The sequence below is a fragment of the Agromyces sp. Root1464 genome (assembly GCF_001427265.1).
In the GTDB taxonomy this organism is placed as follows: domain Bacteria; phylum Actinomycetota; class Actinomycetes; order Actinomycetales; family Microbacteriaceae; genus Agromyces; species Agromyces fucosus.
On sequence record NZ_LMFU01000002.1, the window covers coordinates 167,225 to 185,145 of the forward strand.

Consider the following 17,921-nt stretch of genomic DNA (forward strand, 5'->3'; position numbering starts at 1 on the left):
CATGCAGCCCTGGCTCTTCCTCGGCGCGGCCTTCGTGCTCGTCGCCTTCGGCGGCCTCATGGCCGCCGTCGACTCGGCGATCGCGTCGAGCTCCCGCGCCGATGTGACTGATCTCGCGTTCGAATCGCGCGCGCGACGGTCACTGCTTGCGATCGCCGAAGACACCGGGGCTCATGTCAACGCGGTGAACTTCGTTCGCATCATCGCCGAGACGACGGCTGCGGTGCTCGTGACCCTCGCCTTCGCCTCGTTCCTCGACAACGTCTGGCTCGTGCTGCTGTACTCGGCGCTCATCATGACCGCCGTCTCGTTCGTGCTCGTCGGCGCGAGCCCCCGCAGCGTCGGGCGGGTCAACGCCGAGAACGTGCTGCGCCTCACCGCACCGCTCGTGCACTTCCTGCGGGTGCTGATCGGACCGCTCGCCGGCGCGCTCGTCTCGCTGGGCAACCGCGTGACGCCCGGACGCATCAGGTTCGCCGGGGTATCGAGCGAAGAGCAGCTGCTCAGCATGGTCGACGAGGCCACCGAGCTCGACGTCCTCGAAGAGGGCGATCGCGAACTCATCCACTCGATCTTCGAGTTCAACGACACCGTCGTGCGCGAGGTGATGGTGCCGCGCACCGACATGGTCACGATCGAGGCGGCGGCGCACCTGCCGCACGCCATGGCGGTCTTCCTGAAAGAGGGGTACTCGCGCATCCCCGTGGTCGAGCGCGACGCCGACGACGTGACGGGCGTGCTGTACCTCCGCGACCTCGCGCGACTCGGCTTCGAGCGCCCGCTCGACGCCGAGGGGCTCACCGTGGGCGAGCTCGTGCGCCCGGCGCTCTTCGTGCCCGAGTCGATGAAGGCCGACGCGCTACTGCGGCAGATGCAGCTCGAGTCGAACCACCTCGCGATGGTCGTCGACGAATACGGCGGCATCGCCGGCCTCGTCACCCTCGAAGACGTCATCGAAGAGCTCGTCGGCGACATCGCCGACGAGTACGACCGCGAGGCCGCGCAGGTGGAAGACCTCGGCGGCGGGCGGTTCCGCGTGAATGCGCGTCTCCCGATCGACGAGCTCGGCGAACTGTTCGGACTCGATATCGAAGACGAAGACGTCGACTCGGCGGGCGGCCTCCTCGCGAAGGAGCTCGGTCGTCTCGCGCAGTCGGGCGAACGGGTGACCGTGTCGGGACTCCTGCTCGAGGCCGAGCGCACCGAAGGCAGACGCAAGCGCATCTCGACGATCCTCGTCGAGCGCGACCAGGCGCTCATCGACGTGCAGAGCGCGTTCGAGTCGAGCGACACCGATGGAAGGAACTCCCGTGGCTGAGTATCGTGCCGGATTCGTCTCGTTCGTGGGGCGGCCGAACGTCGGCAAGTCGACGCTCACGAATGCCCTCGTGGGCGAGAAGGTCGCCATCACGAGCTCGAAGCCGCAGACGACGCGCCGCGCGATCCGCGGCATCGTGCACCGCGAGCACGGCCAGATCATCCTCGTCGACACGCCGGGCCTGCACCGGCCGCGCACGCTGCTCGGCGAGCGCCTCAACTCCCTCGTGCAGTCCACCCTCGGCGACGTCGACGTCATCGCGTTCTGCGTGCCGGCGAACGAGCCGATCGGCCCGGGCGACCGCTACATCAACGAGCAGCTCGAGCAGTACCCGCGGGCCAAGAAGGTCGCGATCGTCACGAAGACGGATGCTGCGTCGAAGTCGAAGATCGCCGAGCACCTGCTCGCCGTGTCCGAGCTCCGCGAGTGGGCGGCGATCATCCCGGTCTCCGCGCCGCAGGGCGATCAGCTCGACGTGCTCGTCGACGAGCTGCTGGCGCTCCTGCCCGAGTCCGACCAGCCGCTCTACCCGGCCGAGACGCTCACCGATGAGGACACGAGCGAGCGCATCGCGGAGTTCATCCGCGAGGCCGCGCTCGAGGGCGTCTCCGACGAGCTGCCGCACTCGATCGCGGTCACGGTCGACGACATGGTCGAGCGCGAAGACAAGGACCTGCTCGAGATCTACGCGAACCTCTACGTCGAGCGCGACAGCCAGAAGGGCATCATCATCGGCAAGGGCGGTTCGCGACTGCGAGAGGTCGGCACGACCGCCCGTGCGCAGATCGAGGGACTGCTCGGGCGCAAGGTGCACCTGGCGCTGCACGTGAAGGTCGCGAAGGAATGGCAGCGCGACCCGAAGCAGCTCGGCCGTCTCGGTTTCTGAGCCGTCGGCCGTCGCCGCGGTCGCGACCGGGGCGCTTCCTGCTGTCGGCACGTCCGTACGACTCGAGGATGATTCCGGCCTTCCGCTGAGGTCTGGCAACGCCGGAGCGCGTACGGTGGATCGGTGCCCATGACCATCAGCCGCGCGAAGCTCACGACCGACATCGTGCTCGCCGGCGTGTTCGGCCTGGCCTGCCTGCCGTTCGCGCTCCTCGGCGAGTGGGCCGACATCGTCGCCCTCCTCGCCTTCACTGCCGCCCTCGCCGTGCGCCGTGCATCGCCCGGGTGGTCGCTCGGCCTCGCCTGGGGCGGCGCGCTCGTGCAGATGCTGCTGCTGCGCGACCTGCAGCTCTACGACGTCGCGGTGATCGGGGTGCTGTACTCGACCGCGGCGCACGGCGGCCGCCTCGTGAAGTGGCTCGGGCTCGTCTCCGCGGGGGTCGGCGCCCTGTTCGCGACCGGCTACCTCGCGGTCGTCAAGCCGCTCATCGACAACGCGGGCTTCGTCGGTCCGCAGGACACCGTCAGCATGGTCGTGCTGACGCTCGTGCTGTTCGTCGCCTCCATCGCGCTGCTGGTGCTCTCCTGGACAGCGGGGCTGCTCGTCCGTTCGGTGCGCGACACCCGCGAGGTGCGGCGCCGTGAGGAGGCCGCGAACCGCGAGCGCGAGCTCGTCGAGTACCGATACGTCGTCGAGCAGGAGCGCAACCGCATCGCGCGCGACATGCACGACGTCGTGGCCCACTCGCTCGCGGTCGTGATCGCACAGGCCGACGGCGCCCGGTTCGCCGCACCCAACCGGCCCGAGGCCGCCGTCGACGCCCTCGGCACGATCGCCGGTGTCGCGCGCGGCGCGCTCGGCGACGTGCGACTGCTCCTCGCCGAACTCCGACACGACGAGGCCGGGGCTCCGCAGCCGGTGCTCGACGACCTCGAGGGCCTGCTCGATCAGGTCCGCGCTGCCGGACTCGACCTCAGGTTCAGCGAGACCGGCGAGCGGCTGCCGCTCGGCACCGGCCACCAGATCGCGGTCTACCGCATCGTCCAGGAAGGCCTCACGAATGCGCTCCGCCATGGCGACACCTCCGAACCGGTGCACCTCGAGCTCGTCTGGGACGCCGACGGCGTCACCGTCTCGCTCGTGAACGCCAGGCGAGCGGATGCCTCGGCGCCCGAGTCGCACGCCTTCCGGCACGGCATCCCCGGCATGCGGGAACGCGCGCAGCTCACGGGCGGCACGCTGCTCGTCGAGGCCGGCGCCGACGCGACGTTCCGCGTGACTGCGCGGATCCCCGCACAGACGGGTCGCCCGGCATGAGCGGCATCCGCGTCGCTCTCGTCGACGACCAGGCGCTCTTCCGCGCGGGAGTCCGCATGCTCGTCGAGTCTCAGCCCGACCTCGAGGTCGTGGGGGAGGCGAGCGACGGCGCGGCCGGCGTCGATCTCGCGCGTCGCGAGCGCCCCGACGTCGTGCTCATGGACGTGCGGATGCCGGTGCAGGACGGCATCGCCGCGACCGAGCAGATCCTCGCGGCCGCCGATCGCGACGGTACGCCGCCGCCGCGCATCATCGTGCTGACGACCTTCGACCTCGACGAGAACGCCGCGAGGGCCATCCGAGCCGGTGCGAGCGGCTTCGTGCTGAAGGACGCGGATCCCGAGTTCCTGCTTGCGGCGATCCGCACCGTGCACCAGGGCAACCAGGTGATCGCGGCGGCAGCCACGCGAGCGCTCTTCGCGCACGTGGGCCGGGGGAGCGGCCGGCGGCCGGCGCCCGCCGCCTGGGCGGAGTTGACGCCCCGCGAACGCGAGATCTTCGCCCTCGCCGCGCGCGGTCTCAGCAACGGCGAGATCGCGGCATCCGAGTTCCTGTCGGAGGCGACGGTGAAGACGCACGTGAGCCGCATCCTCGCCAAGCTCGGGCTCCGCGACCGCGTGCAGCTCGTGGTGTTCGCCTACGAGCACGAGCTGCCGACGGTGTCCTGACCTTCGCGGGCGATGCCGAGTCATCCTGCAGGATGATGGCGAACCATCCATGAGCCGGATGCCCCGGCACCCGCGCCGTCCGTAGCGTCGAAGACATGCAGATCCAACCCTCCGACCTCGGCCTCATCGCCCGCGTCGCCGAACTCGGCAAGCGCTACGGAACCGGTGCGAGCACCGTCACCGCCCTCGACGACGTCTCGCTCGGCCTCCGCCGCGGCGAGTTCACCGCCATCATGGGCCCTTCCGGCTCGGGCAAGTCGACGCTCATGCACATCATGGCCGGTCTCGACTCGCCGACGGCCGGCCAGGTGTGGCTCGGCGACACCGACATCACCGAACTCTCCGACTCGGCCCTCACCGTGCTGCGGCGGCGCCGCATCGGGTTCATCTTCCAGTCGTTCAACCTCGTGCCGACGCTCGACGTGCGCGGCAACGTGATGCTGCCGTTCGACCTCGACGGGCGCCGCCCGACGCGCGACGAGCAGGCGTGGATCGACGAGCTCCTCGACACGTTGGGCCTGCGACCCCGCATCGGGCACCGCCCGCACGAGTTGTCGGGTGGCCAGCAGCAGCGCGTGGCGATCGCCCGCGCCCTCGCGACGCGCCCCGACCTGGTCTTCGCCGACGAGCCGACGGGCAACCTCGACTCGCGTACCGGGCGCGAGGTGCTCGGCCTCCTCGCCGCGGCGAGCGCGCGCTACGGCCAGTCCATCGCGATGGTCACGCACGACCCCGTCGCCGCGAGCCACGCCGACCGCATCCTCTATCTCGCCGACGGCCGTATCGTGCGCGATTCGGGCCGGTCCAGCGCCGAGGAGATCTCCTCGTTCATGCTCTCGATGGAGGTCGCGGCCTGATGCACACGCGGCTGAAGGACCAGTGGCCGACGCTCCTCGTCGCCGCCCTCGCCGGGACGTTCGGCGTCGCCCTGCTGCACATCACGGGGCTGCTCGCCGCCGCGATCGCCGCCGACGATGTCACGGGCCAGAGCAGCACGGTGGCGCTCATGCTCACCCTGGTCGCTGTGGTCTTCATCGTGATCGCGGTGTACGTGAGCGCGATCGTGACGGCCAACACCGTCTCGACCGTCGTGGCGGGTCGCACCCGGCTCATCGCCCTGCTGCGTCTCATCGGCTCGAGCGCCCGCGCACAGCGTGCGCAGATCGCCCGTGAGGGGCTCCTCGTCGGCGCGATCGGCGCGGCGATCGGCGTGGTCGCGGGTACCGCGATCGCCTTCGGGCTCGAGGAGGTCTCCGTCGCCAACGACCTCATGCCGGCCACCGACTACGACTACCTGAACGTGTTGATCGTGCTGCCGGCGGTCGCGGTCGTCATCACCACGTGGCTCGCGTCGTGGGTCGGCTCGCGCCGCGTGCTCAGGGTGCGCCCGATCCAGGCGATCGGCAATGCCAACGAGCAGGACCGCGAGGAGCTCGGTCGTCGTCGCGGGCGCAACGTCACTGCGCTCGTGCTCTTCGTCGTGGGCATCGCCCTGCTCGTCGCCGGCGTGATCTGGGGCCTCACCGAGCCGTACGGCGTGCTCGTGGGCATGGTCGGCGGTCTCGTCTCGTTCACGGGCATCGTGCTCGGCGCCCACGTCGTGATGCCGCCGGTGCTTCGGCTCGTCGGCCGACTCTTCGGTGCCTCGCCCGCGGCGCGGCTCGCCGCCGAGAATGCGGTGCGTCACCCCGAGCGGAGCTCCCGCATGACGATCGGCCTCGTCATCGGCGTCACGCTCGTGACGACCTTCTCGGTGACGATGGAGTCGTACCGGGCGATGCTGCTCGCCGCTCAGCGGGCCCAGCCCGAGGTCTACGCGGGCATCGAGGAGATGCTGAACGTCACCGTGGCCATCTTCACCGTGCTCATCGGCTTCAGCGCCCTCATCGCCGCGATCGGCATGGTGAACACCCTGTCGCTGAGCGTCATGCAGCGCACCCGTGAACTCGGGCTGCTGCGTGCACTCGGCTTCGATCGCCGGCAGCTCCGCGGCATGATCGTCGTCGAGAGCGCCGCGCTCACCGTCGCCGCCACCCTCATGGGCATCGTGCTCGGGTTCGGCTACGGCTGGGCGGGCGCCCAGGCCCTGCTCGGCGGTGCGCAGGGCGAGCCGACCTTCGTGCTGCCGGGCATCCCGTGGGCGCTGTTCGGCGGACTGCTCGTGGCGGCCGGCGTCCTGACGCTCGTCGCCTCCATCGCCCCGGCTCGTCGCGCGATGCGCGTCTCGCCGGTGGTCGCCCTCGCGGTCGACTAGGGAGCACGACTGCGAGGTGCTGCGGGGAACGGAACGAGCGGATGCGTCGGGGGAGGCATCCGCTCGTTCCGTCATATTGCGCGAGCGGAGAGCGGTGGTGTTAGCCTTGGCGTGTGCTTCACGGCCTGCTTCTCCTTAGCTGCCGCAGCGAGTCCTAGTCTCAGGCCTCCCTCGCTGCGGAGTTCGTCGTCGGCTGAAACCCATCCGTAAGCGAGAAGAGCACCCCATGCAGAACACCCAGCAGCCGTCGTCGATGCCCGTGCATCGCTACCGCCCCTTCCACGAGCAGATCCGCGTCGACCTGCCCGATCGCACGTGGCCGTCGAAGCGCATCGAGGTCGCGCCGCGCTGGTGCGCCGTCGACCTGCGCGACGGCAACCAGGCACTCATCGACCCGATGAGCCCCGAGCGCAAGCGCATCATGTTCGACCTTCTGGTCAAGATGGGCTACAAGGAGATCGAGGTCGGCTTCCCGTCGGCGAGCCAGACCGACTTCGACTTCGTGCGCAGCCTGATCGAGGGCGATGCGATCCCCGACGACGTCACCATCCAGGTGCTGACGCAGGCCCGCGATCACCTCATCGAGCGCACCTACGAGTCGATCGCCGGCGCGAAGCAGGCGATCGTGCACCTCTACAACTCGACGAGCATCCTGCAGCGCGAGGTCGTCTTCCGCACCGACCAGCAGGGCATCATCGACATCGCCCTGCACGGCGCACGCAAGTGCCGTGAGATGGAGGCGTCGATCCCCGGCACCACCGTCTTCTACGAGTACTCGCCCGAGAGCTACACCGGCACCGAGCTCGAGTTCGCGGTCGACGTCTGCAACCAGGTCATCGAGATCTTCGAGCCGACGCCCGAGCGCAAGGTCATCATCAACCTGCCCGCGACCGTCGAGATGGCCACGCCCAACGTCTACGCCGACTCGATCGAGTGGATGTCGCGGCACCTCGCCCACCGCGAGAACGTGATCCTCTCGCTGCATCCCCACAACGACCGCGGCACCGCCGTCGCGGCGGCCGAGCTCGGCTACCTGGCCGGCGCCGATCGCATCGAGGGATGCCTCTTCGGCAACGGAGAGCGCACCGGCAACGTCGACCTCGTCGCCCTCGGCATCAACCTGTTCACGCAGGGCATCGACCCGCAGATCGACTTCTCCGACGTCGACGAGGTCAAGCGCACCGTCGAGTACTGCAACCAGCTGCCGGTGCCCGAGCGCCACCCGTGGGCCGGCGACCTCGTCTACACGGCGTTCTCGGGATCGCACCAGGACGCGATCAAGAAGGGCTTCGAGGCCATGGACGCCGAGGCCGAGCGCCGCGGCGTCACGCTCGGCGAGCTCGAGTGGGCCGTGCCGTACCTGCCCGTCGACCCGCGCGACCTCGGCCGCAGCTACGAGGCGGTCATCCGGGTCAACTCGCAGTCGGGCAAGGGCGGCGTCGCGTACCTGCTGAAGACCGACCACGCGCTCGACCTGCCGCGCCGTCTCCAGATCGAGTTCTCGGGCGTCGTGCAGGCCAAGACCGACGCCGAGGGCGGCGAGGTCTCGAGCGATGAGATCTGGCGCGTCTTCAACGACGAGTACCTGCCGGCGCCGCAGGATCGCCCCGACGAGAAGTGGGGACGCTTCGAGCTGCTGTCGCTCCGCACCGAGAGCGCACTCGACGGCGTCGTCAACGTACGGGTCGGTCTCCGCGACGGCGACGAGCGCGTGGCGGCCGACGCGAGCGGCAACGGCCCGATCTCGGCGTTCCTCGCCGTTCTGGGCGCCGAGGGCGTCGCGGTGCAGCTGCGCGACTACGTCGAGCACACGCTCGCCGCGAGCGGCAACTCTCTGGCCGCGGCCTACGTCGAGCTCGAAGTCGAGGGCCGGGTGCTCTGGGGCGTCGGCATCGACGCCGACATCTCCACGGCATCGCTGAAGGCGGTCGTCTCCGCGGTCAACCGTGCGCTCCGCAGCGCGGCGCCCGCCGAGGCCGAGCGCGAGGTCGTCGGCGTCTGATCGTCGGAATCTGATCGAGGTCGGATGCCGCGTGCACGAAGTGTGCACGCGGCATCCGCTCGTTCAGGGTGCCGTGGTCAGGCTCGACGCCAGACCTTCCAGGATCCGAGGGCACGTTGCTCGGGCAGGCTCCAGCCGAAGCGCACGGAGCCGAGCCTGATCAGCGTGGTGACGACGACGCAGGCGCTGCCCGCGACGATCACGTTGACCCCGAGCGCGACGAGCACGACGAGGAGCGCCGCGCCGACGGTCGCGGCGATCGCGTAGAGCGAACCGACGTGCATGAGGGCGATCGGCAGGTTCAGCGCGACGTCGCGGAGGATCGAGCCGCCGACGGCGGAGAGCACGCCGACGAAGACGGCCGGCACCACCGGCGCCCCGTAGGCGAGCGCCTTCGTCGTGCCGATCGCACCGAAGAGTCCGATCGTGACGGCGTCGAGCGCGATGATGAGCCCATTGAGCCTCGTGAAGACCCGGAGAAGCAGCATGCCGAGCAAGGCGGCGGCGGTCGCGACGGGAATGTACCAGTTGTCGAAGATCGCGGCGGGCGGTTGATTCAGGAGCACGTCGCGGAGCAGACCTCCGCCGAGCCCCACGAGCACGCCGATGAGGGCGACGCCGAGCAGGTCGATGCGGCGCTCGGTGAGGCGGGCCGCGAACATCGCTCCCTGGATGGCTCCGATCGCCACTGCGGTGAGGTCGAGCCAGAGCGGGATGACGAAGAGTGCGGAGCTCACGGCACCAGTGAATCACGCGCAGAGCGGAACCGCTCGAACGTGACGCTCGTGGAGCGCCGCGGCATCCGCTTCGGACGGTTCGACTGCGCGGGGTGGGAGAATGAAGGGTGCCCGTGTATCGAGATGAAGCCGTCGTGCTCCGCACCCACAAGCTGGGCGAGGCCGACCGCATCGTCACCCTGCTGACCCGGCAGCACGGCAAGGTGCGGGCCGTCGCCAAGGGTGTGCGGCGCACCGGCTCGAAGTTCGGGTCGCGGCTCGAGCCGTTCATGGTCGCCGACCTGCAGCTCTACGAGGGTCGGAGCCTCGACGTCGTGACGCAGGCCGAGTCGCTCGGCTCGTACGGCGCGCTCATCACGCAGGACTACTCGGCGTACACGGCGGCGAACGCGATGGTCGAGGCCGCCGACAAGCTCACCGAGGCCGAAGGGTCGTTGCAGCAGTACCTGCTGCTCGTCGGCGCCCTGCGCTCCCTCTCACGGCACGAGCACGGGGCGAGCCTCACCCTCGACTCCTACCTGCTGCGCGCCCTCGCCCTCGCCGGGTGGGCGCCGAGCTTCCAGGACTGCGCCCGATGCGGCAAGGTCGGCGAGCACACGGCGGTCGTCGTGCAGCTCGGCGGCGTCGTCTGCGACGAGTGCGCGCCGCCCGGCACGCCCCGCATCGCCGGGTCCACCGTCGCGCTCCTCGGCGCACTGCTCGCCGGAGACTGGACCTTCGCCAAGGCGTCGAGCGACCGAGACCGCGGGCAGGCCAGCGGCATCATCGCCGCGTACACCCAGTGGCACCTCGAGCGGGGCCTCCGCTCGCTGCCGCACGTATCCAGAGAGACGACCGCCCAGTGAGCCCGAAGCCCTACACCCACCGCGACGCCGTGCCCTATCGGCCGCTCGACTGGACGGGCCTCTACCCGCCCGAGCTCCCGAAGGGCGCGGTGCCGGCGCACGTCGCGATCGTGATGGACGGCAACGGACGATGGGCGAACCGGCGCGGGCTCACCCGCATCGAGGGGCACAAGGCCGGCGAGATCGCGCTGCTCGACGTCGTCGCCGGTGCGATCCAGGCCGGCGTGAAGCACGTCTCGGTCTACGCCTTCTCGACCGAGAACTGGAAGCGCTCGCCCGAAGAGGTGCGCTTTCTCATGGGGTACAACCGCGACGTGCTGCACCGCCGACGCGATCAGCTCAACGAGTGGGGCGTGCGCATCCGCTGGGCCGGCCGCCGGCCCCGCCTCTGGGCCTCGGTCATCAAGGAACTGCAGGTCGCCGAGCAACTGACCGCCGGCAACGACACCCTGACCCTCACGATGTGCGTCAACTACGGCGGGCGCACCGAGATCGCCGACGCCGTGCGATCGATCGCCGACGACGTGGCATCCGGTCGCCTTCGCCCGTCGGCCGTGTCGGAGAAGCTCATCGCGAAGCGGCTCTACGTGCCCGACCTGCCCGACGTCGATCTCTTCGTGCGCAGCTCGGGGGAGCAGCGCACCTCGAACTTCATGCTCTGGCAGTCGGCGTACGCCGAGATGGTGTTCCTCGACACGCTGTGGCCCGACTTCTCACGCGTCGACCTCTGGCAGGCCATCGAGCTCTACGCCGGGCGCAATCGCCGCTTCGGCGGTGCGGTCGACGCGCCGACCGCCGGAAGCTGAGTCGGCCCGACTCCTTCGGCCATGGTGCGCGTCAACCGAGGCCGAGGCCGAGTTCGATGACGAGCTTTCGTGCCTTGGTGAGCACGGCGCTCGATCCCGACCGCGACGCAAGCTCGGCGAGGCCCGGCCAGACGGCGTGCTCGGCCGGAATCCGGCCCGCGACAGCGGCGGCCCGCAGCACCGGGGCTCGAAGCAGCCCGACGTCGAGCACGCGATTGAGCCACGACGGCGGCTTCGGCTGGGATGCCGCGTAGCGGACGGATTCGGTGAGCAGCGGCCACAGCACCGGCAGGGCGCGCAGCTCGCGTTCGATCGACCCCATCATGCGTGCGGGGGAGATGTCGGGCAGCGGCAGGAGCCGTGATGCGGCCAGGCGCACCGACTCCGCGCTGAATCGGCGGTTGGCGACCATCGCGTCGACGCTGTAGCGCGACTCGACGTCGGAGCACAGCGAGGCGAGCACGACCGCGACCATCAGTACCGTCAGCGGCGGCACCGGGCCGTCGCTCATCGGCCCGTCCGTGCCGGTACTGCGATCGCGGAACTCCGAGGGAACGATCCGGCCCTGGGCCTCGTCCCACCGCAGCCAGCGTCGCTCGCCGCCCGCGATCGTGTCCGCGTTGAGCTGACCCTCGTGATCCAGCGCGTAGGACCACGCCATGAGTGCCCGGTAGCGTACGTCGGGTGCCTCGGCCAGGCTGAACTCGAGCGGCACGAACCGCTTCGACCCCCGAGTGTGCGATGACGAGGCGAGGTGCACGCCGTCGTCGATCGCGGGTCCTTCGCTGTCTCCGTCGGGCCAGATCGCGTCGAGATCGACCGAGGGCCGCGGCGCAGCGACATCGGAGCCGGGAGCCGGGTTCGATTCGGGGAGCCGCCCGGCGATCGCCTTCGCTGCGGCAACGGCGCGCGACGAGCCCGGTCGTGCAGCAAGGGTTCGCGTGTGCGGCAGGTCGAGGGTCGACGGGTCGGCGAGTCCTGCCGCGACGGCATCCGCGGCAGCGGTGAGCAGGGTGCCGATCGCCTCGACGATCTCGGCGGTGCCCGCCGTCATCCGAACCGCTCCGAGCGACCGGCCCACGAAATCGTCGAGCAGTGGCCAGACGACCGAGCCGAGACCGGCCTCGCTCAGCTCGAGCGCGACGCGGGCGAGCTGCCCACCACTCGGAGCACCCCGGCCGAGCAGGGTGAGATCCGCCACTCCCGGTCGCAGCAGTCCTCGGTCCCAGGCCTCGAGCACGCCCTCGAACATGTCGCTGGCCGCGCGCGGGTGCGGTGAGCCGAGTCCCCAGAGCATCCGTGCAGCGAGGCGTGGTGTGAGCGGCTCCTTGCGGCGCGCGAGCTGCCGCCACTCGTAGCCGCTGCCGGCTTCGAGCCCGTCGCCCGAGAACGCCCCGTCGCCCCACGTCGGCACGTCGACCGGGGTGCCCCAGCCGTACCTCGTCGTATCGATGCGCCGCGGGAACTGGGCCAGCGATGCCGGAAGTGCGGTGGGCTCGCGACGCCAGTCGCCGTCCTCGTCCTGCACCAACGCGGGTTCGAGCAATGGATCGAGCGCGTATGCCCGTGCTGCCGGGCCGGCCGCGATGGGCATGAGGGCTCCCGACTGCAGCACCACGGGCACGTGCAGCACGGCGAGCGCATCGAGGTGTCGTCGCTCGACGAGCGTCAGGTCGAGCCGGAGCAGCGCGAGGAACAGATCCGCCTCGCTCGAGGTGGCGTCTGCATCGCGGTGCGCCTGCAGACGTTCGACGAGGTCGTCCGGTGCGATCCGAAGGTCGTCCCACGACGGGGTGGACAGCAGCACGGGGACCTCGCCGAGCCGTTGGACGACCGCGGCCTCGCGTGCCGGCGTCGGACCGAAGACCACATCGCTCCGCCAGTCGTCGTCGCCGGGTTGCACGAGTCGGTCGAGCATGCGGATGCGGGTGCCGGCGACCGAGTCGGCAGCGGCGCTCACCCCCGCGCTCCAGTTCGGCCTCAGCCCGCGGAGCGCGGCGCGCGCGGCCGCTGCATCCGCACGCGCGACCGCGTTCGCGAGCTCCAGGAAGCGGTCGACCTCGACGTCCTCCGCGCCGTCCGGGCGAGATGCCAGAACACCCGCGGCCTCGGCGAGCGCGGCAGCGGAGACGACCGACGGTCGGAATCGCGGTACCGTCCACACCTCGGGCGCAGCTTGCCACGGGGTCGACGCGATCGCTGCTTCCGGCACGTGCTCGGTGTCGACACCCCATCGCTCACGGAGCGCCTTCGCCGACTTCGCGAGCGAGCCGTCTCGTCCGGACTCGATCGGAGACATTGCGATCACGGCGGTCGCGGCCGCGTCGCCGGTGAGCGGTCGCACGCGGCGCAGCGCTGCATCGAGTACCGCCCTTCGGGCGGCTCCGGACTTCGCGGCGAGCGAGAGGGAGAGCACGTCGGCGGCCTGATGGTCGTCGCCGTGCTCGATGATCGCCGGCGCGAGCGCCGTCACCACGGGGGCTTCGGCGTGGCTGATGGCTCCGACGAGCGCATCCGCGCGCGCGGCGATCTCGGCGTCGGTGAGCGCGAGCGAACCGACGAGGAGTCCGGCCCACACCTTGCGATCACCAGGGCGCTGGGCGGCATCGAGGGCATCGAGCGCGAGCGAGAGGGCTTCGTCCCGCTCGATCCAGCCCAGTTCGGCTCCGGCGGCGAGGACGCCGCCGAACGGTCCGGTCGCAGGCGCACCGACGGCGACGCCGGTTCGCAGGTGGTCGGCGAAGCGCGATCGAATGAGGCCGGTCTCGATCGGGCCGCGGTCGGCCGGATACAGCTCCGCCTCGACGCCGAGCGCGACGGCCGCGTACACGGCCCAGTCCTTCAGGTACTCCACGCTCTCGGGCACAGGCAGTTCGTGATGGTGCACCAGGCGCACCGCGCGACCGGCGTGCACCGAGGTCGCGTGCTCCCATGGGCGACGGTTGGAACGGCAGGCACGTGCGGTGAACGCGATCGCGAACTCGGGGCCGCGCGTCGCGAGCACCTCGGCAGCGAGCTGATCGGGCACGGAACCCGGCCCGCCGAGCACGGCTTCGGCACGTCGCGGGTCTGCACCCACCCGGATCGCGAACAGTGCGAGCATCCCGTGGTCGGCCGTGCCGACCACGGACTCGCGGGTGAGGGTGTTCCCCTCGGTGATCCAGTCGCTCCAATCGCCGCGCTGGAGACCGATACGCGCCTCGCGCCGTTGCGCTTCGGTCCCGACCGAGAGCTCGAGCGCGTCCGCCTGCGCGGCGTCGGCCCAGCCGAGGTCGCGGAACAGCTCGAGCGAACGGGTGAGGGCGTCGGTCATCGGATCTCCTCCATCAGGATCTGCACGGCGAGCACGTGCTTGCACGGTCCGCGATCGTCGCCGCCGGTGAGCTGCCACGTGCAGTTGCAGCGGAAGCCGCCGTCGGCGCCGCGCACGGCGTAGGTGGCAGGTTCGGTTCTGGTGCCGGCGTGCACGAGCCACTCGCCGAGGTCGGTGCCTCGGTCGACGAGGTGCCGCGTGACGAGGCGTCGCGCGGCTTCGAGGCGCGGATTGTCGCGCGCGACCCGCTCGGGGTCGTCCGGCAGCTCACGATGGAAGTGGGCGCCCGCGTGCACGTCCCAGCCGACGCGTCCGGACGCAGCGAGCACGGCGAGTCCTGACTCGACGTCTGCGGCCGACAGCCCCGACGCGAGACGGAGCCGATCGACATCGATCACTGGCTCGAAGGCCAGCAGCGCGGAGAGGAGCGCTGCGTGTTCGGTCGCCCCAGGGCCGGCCAGGGTGCCCAGCAGCGACCCCTCACCAGAGAAGCCGCGCCACGCCTCCTTCGTGATCCCGAGCAGCAGGCGGGAGTGCGGGAGATCGACCTCGAATGCGGCGGCCCCAGGCTCGCCGTCAGCGGGGCCGTACACGGTGAGTCCGTCGACGTGGGGCAGCAGGCGCTTCAGTGCGCTCAGACGCTGCAGTCCGTACACGTGGACTGCCCCGACGGTACGCCGCGGCGCGATGCGGACCCCTGCACTGGTCTGCGTCAGCCATCCCGCCGACCCTGCCGCGGTCGCCGCAGGGATCGAGGTGAGCAGCGCGCGTGCGGCCGCCCGGTCGAGGGTGAAGGCTCGCGTGAGCCGACGGTGCATCTCCGCGACGTTGCCGAGCGCGTGGACCCAGCGATCGGGCATCTCGACCGGTCGTTCGGTCGCAGCGTCGGAGGGAGTGGCGACCTTCAGACCATGGCGGCCGACATCGAGGTGGAACAGCTCATTTCGGCCGATCGAGGCGAGGGCCCGTCGCGTCGACATCCCGATGTCGACGTTGGTGGTTCCATGCGACACCTCGCCGCCGTCGAGGCCCGAGTCGAGCAGGTCGAGGCGCGCGTACACGCTGTTGCACGCCGAGAACACCTCGGCGCGCAGGCGGTCGCCGTGAGCGGTGAGCACCGGGTCGCGCTGGGTGGTGGGGGTGTACTTGAAGTACCGGGTCGCGGTGATGTCGGCGAGCGACAGCAGTCCGCGTGCCAGCACCTGCGGCTCGGTCGAGAAGCCGTGGAAGAAGCTCGGACTGGTGACCGGACCCTCGGGCGTGAGCGCGGGGGCGAGCGCGAGCGCGAGCCGATCCCGAGTCACCGAAGACGCCGTCGTGAACCCGCGAACACCCATGCGGACGAGGCTAGCGGAGGAGTTCCTCCGTCTTTGGCCGCGCGGATCGATGCGGGCTCGACGGAGGCTTCGGACAGACCCTAGCGGCGGCCCCGGCGGCCGAGCACCCCGGCGAGCAGCGCGTGCAGGAGCGGCAGCGCCGAGGCGATCATCAGCGTCGTCCCGAGCACAGGATTCGGCCCGACGAGCACCGCGCCGCCGATCAGCAGCGCGGCGAACAGCACCGCCGACACCACGCGGCGGGCGACACCCTCGAGCCGGTCGAGTCGCCGCTCGAGACGCGACGTGTCGAACGAGAGCCGGCCCTGATCGGCCTTCGTGATGAGGGCATCGACGCGTTGCGGCATTCGCCAGAGCAGTCCCGCGCTCTTCATCGCCTCGGCAGCGAGATCTCTCGCGAGGTCGCCCCGCTCCTCGTCGAGGAGCCGGCCGGCATACGGCTCGACGGCGTCCCACACGTTGAACTCGGGGTCGAGACCGCTGCACATGCCCGAGGTGAGGGCCATCGAGCGGATCAACAGCAGCAGTCGCTCGGGCAGCTGGAACGGGAGCGAGCGCATGACATCGCCGAACTCGGTGCCGAACTCGCGGAACTCCTGCGGATCGACGTCCTTCAGCTGGGCGAAGCCCATGCCGCCGAAGCGCTCGAAGAGCTCGGCGAGCGCACGCTCGAGCTCGCCGGTCGCGGCCGACGGCATGAGCACCCCGATCTCGCGGGCGGCGTCGATCATCGCGCGGCCGTCACGGGCGGCCACGGCGATGACGAGTGCCCGGAGCCCGGAGCGCAGCTCGGACGGCACCTCGGCCATCATGCCGAAGTCGACGAAGGTGAGCCGCCAGAGCGGGCCGGCCACTTCGCCCGGCCCGTCGCCGCGAACGGCCGCCGGCGGCAGCGGCGTGACGAAGATGTTGCCGGGGTGCGGGTCGGCGTGCACGAAGCCGTGCGTGAAGACCTGGTCGAACATGATCTCGGCGAAGACCCGGGCGACGTCGGCGGGCGCGATGCCGGCGGCCTTCAGGGCATCGGTGTCGTTGATCTTGATCGCCGTGACGTCCTCGAGGGTCAGGACCCGACGTGTCGTGCGCTCCCACACCACGGCAGGGGCGTACACGCGGGCGTCGTCGGCGAACGACTCCGCGAAGCGCTCGGCACTCGCGGCCTCGTGCAGGTAGTCGATCTCCTCGAGGCTCGTCTGCGCGAACTCCTCGACGAGGGCCGGGGCATCCACCCGGTCGGACACGACGCGCGCCCGGCGGAGCCAGCCGGCGACCCGTCGGAGCGCGGCGAGGTCGACGGCGACGATCTCATCGATGCCGGGGCGCTGCACCTTGACGACCACGTCGCGCAGTCCGGTCTCATCGGCGTCGCCGTCGAAGAGCCGGGCCCGGTGCACCTGCCCGAGCGAGGCCGCCGCCACGGGCACCTCGTCGAACCGGTCGAAGACCTGCCCGAGGTGCGCCCCGAGCTCGGCCTCCGCGAGTTCGCGGATCGCCGGGAACGGCACCGGCGGCACCTCGTCCTGCAGCCCCTCGAGCTCCGAGGTGATCTCGGGCGGCAGCACATCGAGGCGGGAGGAGAGGAACTGCCCGACCTTGATCATGAGGCCGCCGAGCTCGACCGCGAGCGTGCGGAAGTCCTCGGCGAGCCGTCGGACCCGTCGTTCGCGCGTGCGCTCGGCGACGCCGGAGAGACCGATCTTCGGCAGCGCGAGCTCGAACCACCAGAGCTGGATGAGCCGTCGGGCGGCGAACGTCAGGATGCGACGCGAGCGCGCACGGCGTGCACCGTCGCTCATCGCACCGTGCTCTCGTCGGTTCCTCGACGGGGAGGCAGCAGCGTCACGCGTCAGCTCTCGGCGAGGATCGAGTACAGCGCGCGACGGGCATCGTCGAGCACGGTCACGGCCTGCTTCACCTGATCGGGTGTTCCGCTGCGGCCGAGCTGGGCCGTGGCGGCGGCGAGGTCGACGGCCGCCTTCGAGAGCGCACGATGCTGTTCGCTGCCGTGCGGTGACGAGGACTCCCACGGGGCGGCACGGTCGGCAGTGCCCTCCACCTCGGCGCGGCCGAGGTCGGTGAGCGAGTAGGTCTTCCGGCCGCGGAGTTCTTCGGCGACGATGAGCTCCTCATCGGCGAGCAGTTGCAGCGTGGGGTAGACCGATCCGGCACTCGGCTTCCATGAGCCGCCGCTGCGCTCCTCGATCTCCTGGATGATCTGGTAGCCGTGCATCGGCTGCTCGGCGAGCAGGGCGAGTACCGCAGCGCGCACATCGCCCCGCGCCATCCGCTTCGCTCCCGGCCGCGAGTCGAACGTGGAGCGCAACTGCTCCATCGCCTCCCAGATCGCGGCGCCGGGGCTGCCTGCGCCGAAGCCGCGCTCACCACCGAAACCTGCTCCACCGAATCCGCCTGTCGGGCGCTGACCGTTCATGATGACC

Annotated in this window: 14 protein-coding genes; 9 read left to right on the top strand and 5 right to left on the bottom strand. The window is 70.7% G+C overall.

The genetic code is table 11. The features are described 5' to 3' along the window. The first annotated feature begins 1 nt into the window (after position 1). The 7 genes from ASD23_RS06630 to leuA all read left to right on the top strand — a co-directional run bounded on the left by ASD23_RS06630 (position 2) and on the right by leuA (position 8,445). The gene (locus tag ASD23_RS06630; protein WP_056008425.1) at positions 2-1,318 is read left to right on the top strand and encodes a hemolysin family protein; all 1,317 of its coding nucleotides are present in this window, start codon (positions 2-4) and stop codon (positions 1,316-1,318) included. Next, complete coding sequence (gene era / locus ASD23_RS06635) at positions 1,296-2,204, top strand: GTPase Era (RefSeq protein ID WP_056008428.1); 909 nt, start codon at positions 1,296-1,298, stop codon at positions 2,202-2,204. The genes ASD23_RS06630 and era overlap by 23 nt, the downstream gene beginning before the upstream one ends. Before the next feature lie 129 nt (positions 2,205-2,333). Next, the gene (locus ASD23_RS06640) at positions 2,334-3,521 is read left to right on the top strand and encodes a sensor histidine kinase (RefSeq protein WP_056008431.1); all 1,188 of its coding nucleotides are present in this window, start codon (positions 2,334-2,336) and stop codon (positions 3,519-3,521) included. Then, on the top strand, positions 3,518-4,189 hold the full coding sequence (locus ASD23_RS06645; RefSeq protein ID WP_056008434.1) for a response regulator: 672 nt from the start codon (positions 3,518-3,520) through the stop codon (positions 4,187-4,189). The genes ASD23_RS06640 and ASD23_RS06645 overlap by 4 nt, the downstream gene beginning before the upstream one ends. Before the next feature lie 95 nt (positions 4,190-4,284). Beyond that, complete coding sequence (locus ASD23_RS06650) at positions 4,285-5,046, top strand: ABC transporter ATP-binding protein (RefSeq protein WP_056008437.1); 762 nt, start codon at positions 4,285-4,287, stop codon at positions 5,044-5,046. Beyond that, positions 5,046-6,443 (top strand): ABC transporter permease, encoded by a 1,398-nt coding sequence (locus ASD23_RS06655; RefSeq protein ID WP_056008439.1) that lies wholly within the window; start codon positions 5,046-5,048, stop codon positions 6,441-6,443. Before ASD23_RS06650 ends, ASD23_RS06655 begins: the two co-directional genes overlap by 1 nt. Before the next feature lie 226 nt (positions 6,444-6,669). Continuing rightward, positions 6,670-8,445 (top strand): 2-isopropylmalate synthase, encoded by a 1,776-nt coding sequence (gene leuA, locus ASD23_RS06660; RefSeq protein ID WP_056008442.1) that lies wholly within the window; start codon positions 6,670-6,672, stop codon positions 8,443-8,445. A gap of 77 nt (positions 8,446-8,522) precedes the next feature. On the opposite strand, the gene ASD23_RS06665 is transcribed toward leuA, so the two are convergent. After that, positions 8,523-9,182 (bottom strand): trimeric intracellular cation channel family protein, encoded by a 660-nt coding sequence (locus ASD23_RS06665; protein ID WP_056008445.1) that lies wholly within the window; start codon positions 9,180-9,182, stop codon positions 8,523-8,525. A gap of 107 nt (positions 9,183-9,289) precedes the next feature. Here ASD23_RS06665 and recO point away from each other — a divergent pair, with 107 nt between their 5' ends. Continuing rightward, positions 9,290-10,027, top strand: a complete 738-nt coding sequence (recO, locus tag ASD23_RS06670; protein WP_056008448.1) for a DNA repair protein RecO — start codon at positions 9,290-9,292, stop codon at positions 10,025-10,027. Then, positions 10,024-10,833, top strand: coding sequence for an isoprenyl transferase (locus ASD23_RS06675; protein ID WP_056008451.1), 810 nt, complete (start codon positions 10,024-10,026; stop codon positions 10,831-10,833). Before recO ends, ASD23_RS06675 begins: the two co-directional genes overlap by 4 nt. A 31-nt stretch (positions 10,834-10,864) precedes the next feature. Here the strand turns inward: ASD23_RS06675 and ASD23_RS06680 are convergent, their stop codons facing one another. The 4 genes from ASD23_RS06680 to ASD23_RS06695 all read right to left on the bottom strand — a co-directional run bounded on the left by ASD23_RS06680 (position 10,865) and on the right by ASD23_RS06695 (position 17,914). Next, complete coding sequence (locus ASD23_RS06680; protein ID WP_056008454.1) at positions 10,865-14,146, bottom strand: hypothetical protein; 3,282 nt, start codon at positions 14,144-14,146, stop codon at positions 10,865-10,867. Then, positions 14,143-15,483 carry a hypothetical protein gene (locus ASD23_RS06685; RefSeq protein WP_056008457.1) on the bottom strand — a complete coding sequence of 447 codons (1,341 nt, stop codon included), beginning with the start codon at positions 15,481-15,483 and terminating at the stop codon, positions 14,143-14,145. The genes ASD23_RS06680 and ASD23_RS06685 overlap by 4 nt, the downstream gene beginning before the upstream one ends. Before the next feature lie 80 nt (positions 15,484-15,563). Continuing rightward, on the bottom strand, positions 15,564-17,279 hold the full coding sequence (locus ASD23_RS06690) for an ABC1 kinase family protein (RefSeq protein ID WP_056008459.1): 1,716 nt from the start codon (positions 17,277-17,279) through the stop codon (positions 15,564-15,566). Between the two features lie 50 nt (positions 17,280-17,329). Next, complete coding sequence (locus ASD23_RS06695) at positions 17,330-17,914, bottom strand: PadR family transcriptional regulator (protein WP_056008462.1); 585 nt, start codon at positions 17,912-17,914, stop codon at positions 17,330-17,332. Between the last annotated feature and the right edge of the window lie 7 nt (positions 17,915-17,921).

Coding starts and splice junctions, on each gene's coding strand:
- ASD23_RS06630 (WP_056008425.1), top strand. CDS start 2: ATGCAGCCCTGGCTCTTCCTCGGCGCGGCCTTCGTGCTCGTCGCCTTC.
- era (WP_056008428.1), top strand. CDS start 1,296: ATGGAAGGAACTCCCGTGGCTGAGTATCGTGCCGGATTCGTCTCGTTC.
- ASD23_RS06640 (WP_056008431.1), top strand. CDS start 2,334: ATGACCATCAGCCGCGCGAAGCTCACGACCGACATCGTGCTCGCCGGC.
- ASD23_RS06645 (WP_056008434.1), top strand. CDS start 3,518: ATGAGCGGCATCCGCGTCGCTCTCGTCGACGACCAGGCGCTCTTCCGC.
- ASD23_RS06650 (WP_056008437.1), top strand. CDS start 4,285: ATGCAGATCCAACCCTCCGACCTCGGCCTCATCGCCCGCGTCGCCGAA.
- ASD23_RS06655 (WP_056008439.1), top strand. CDS start 5,046: ATGCACACGCGGCTGAAGGACCAGTGGCCGACGCTCCTCGTCGCCGCC.
- leuA (WP_056008442.1), top strand. CDS start 6,670: ATGCAGAACACCCAGCAGCCGTCGTCGATGCCCGTGCATCGCTACCGC.
- ASD23_RS06680 (WP_056008454.1), bottom strand. CDS start 14,146: ATGACCGACGCCCTCACCCGTTCGCTCGAGCTGTTCCGCGACCTCGGC.
- ASD23_RS06685 (WP_056008457.1), bottom strand. CDS start 15,483: ATGGGTGTTCGCGGGTTCACGACGGCGTCTTCGGTGACTCGGGATCGG.
- ASD23_RS06690 (WP_056008459.1), bottom strand. CDS start 17,279: ATGAGCGACGGTGCACGCCGTGCGCGCTCGCGTCGCATCCTGACGTTC.
- ASD23_RS06695 (WP_056008462.1), bottom strand. CDS start 17,914: ATGAACGGTCAGCGCCCGACAGGCGGATTCGGTGGAGCAGGTTTCGGT.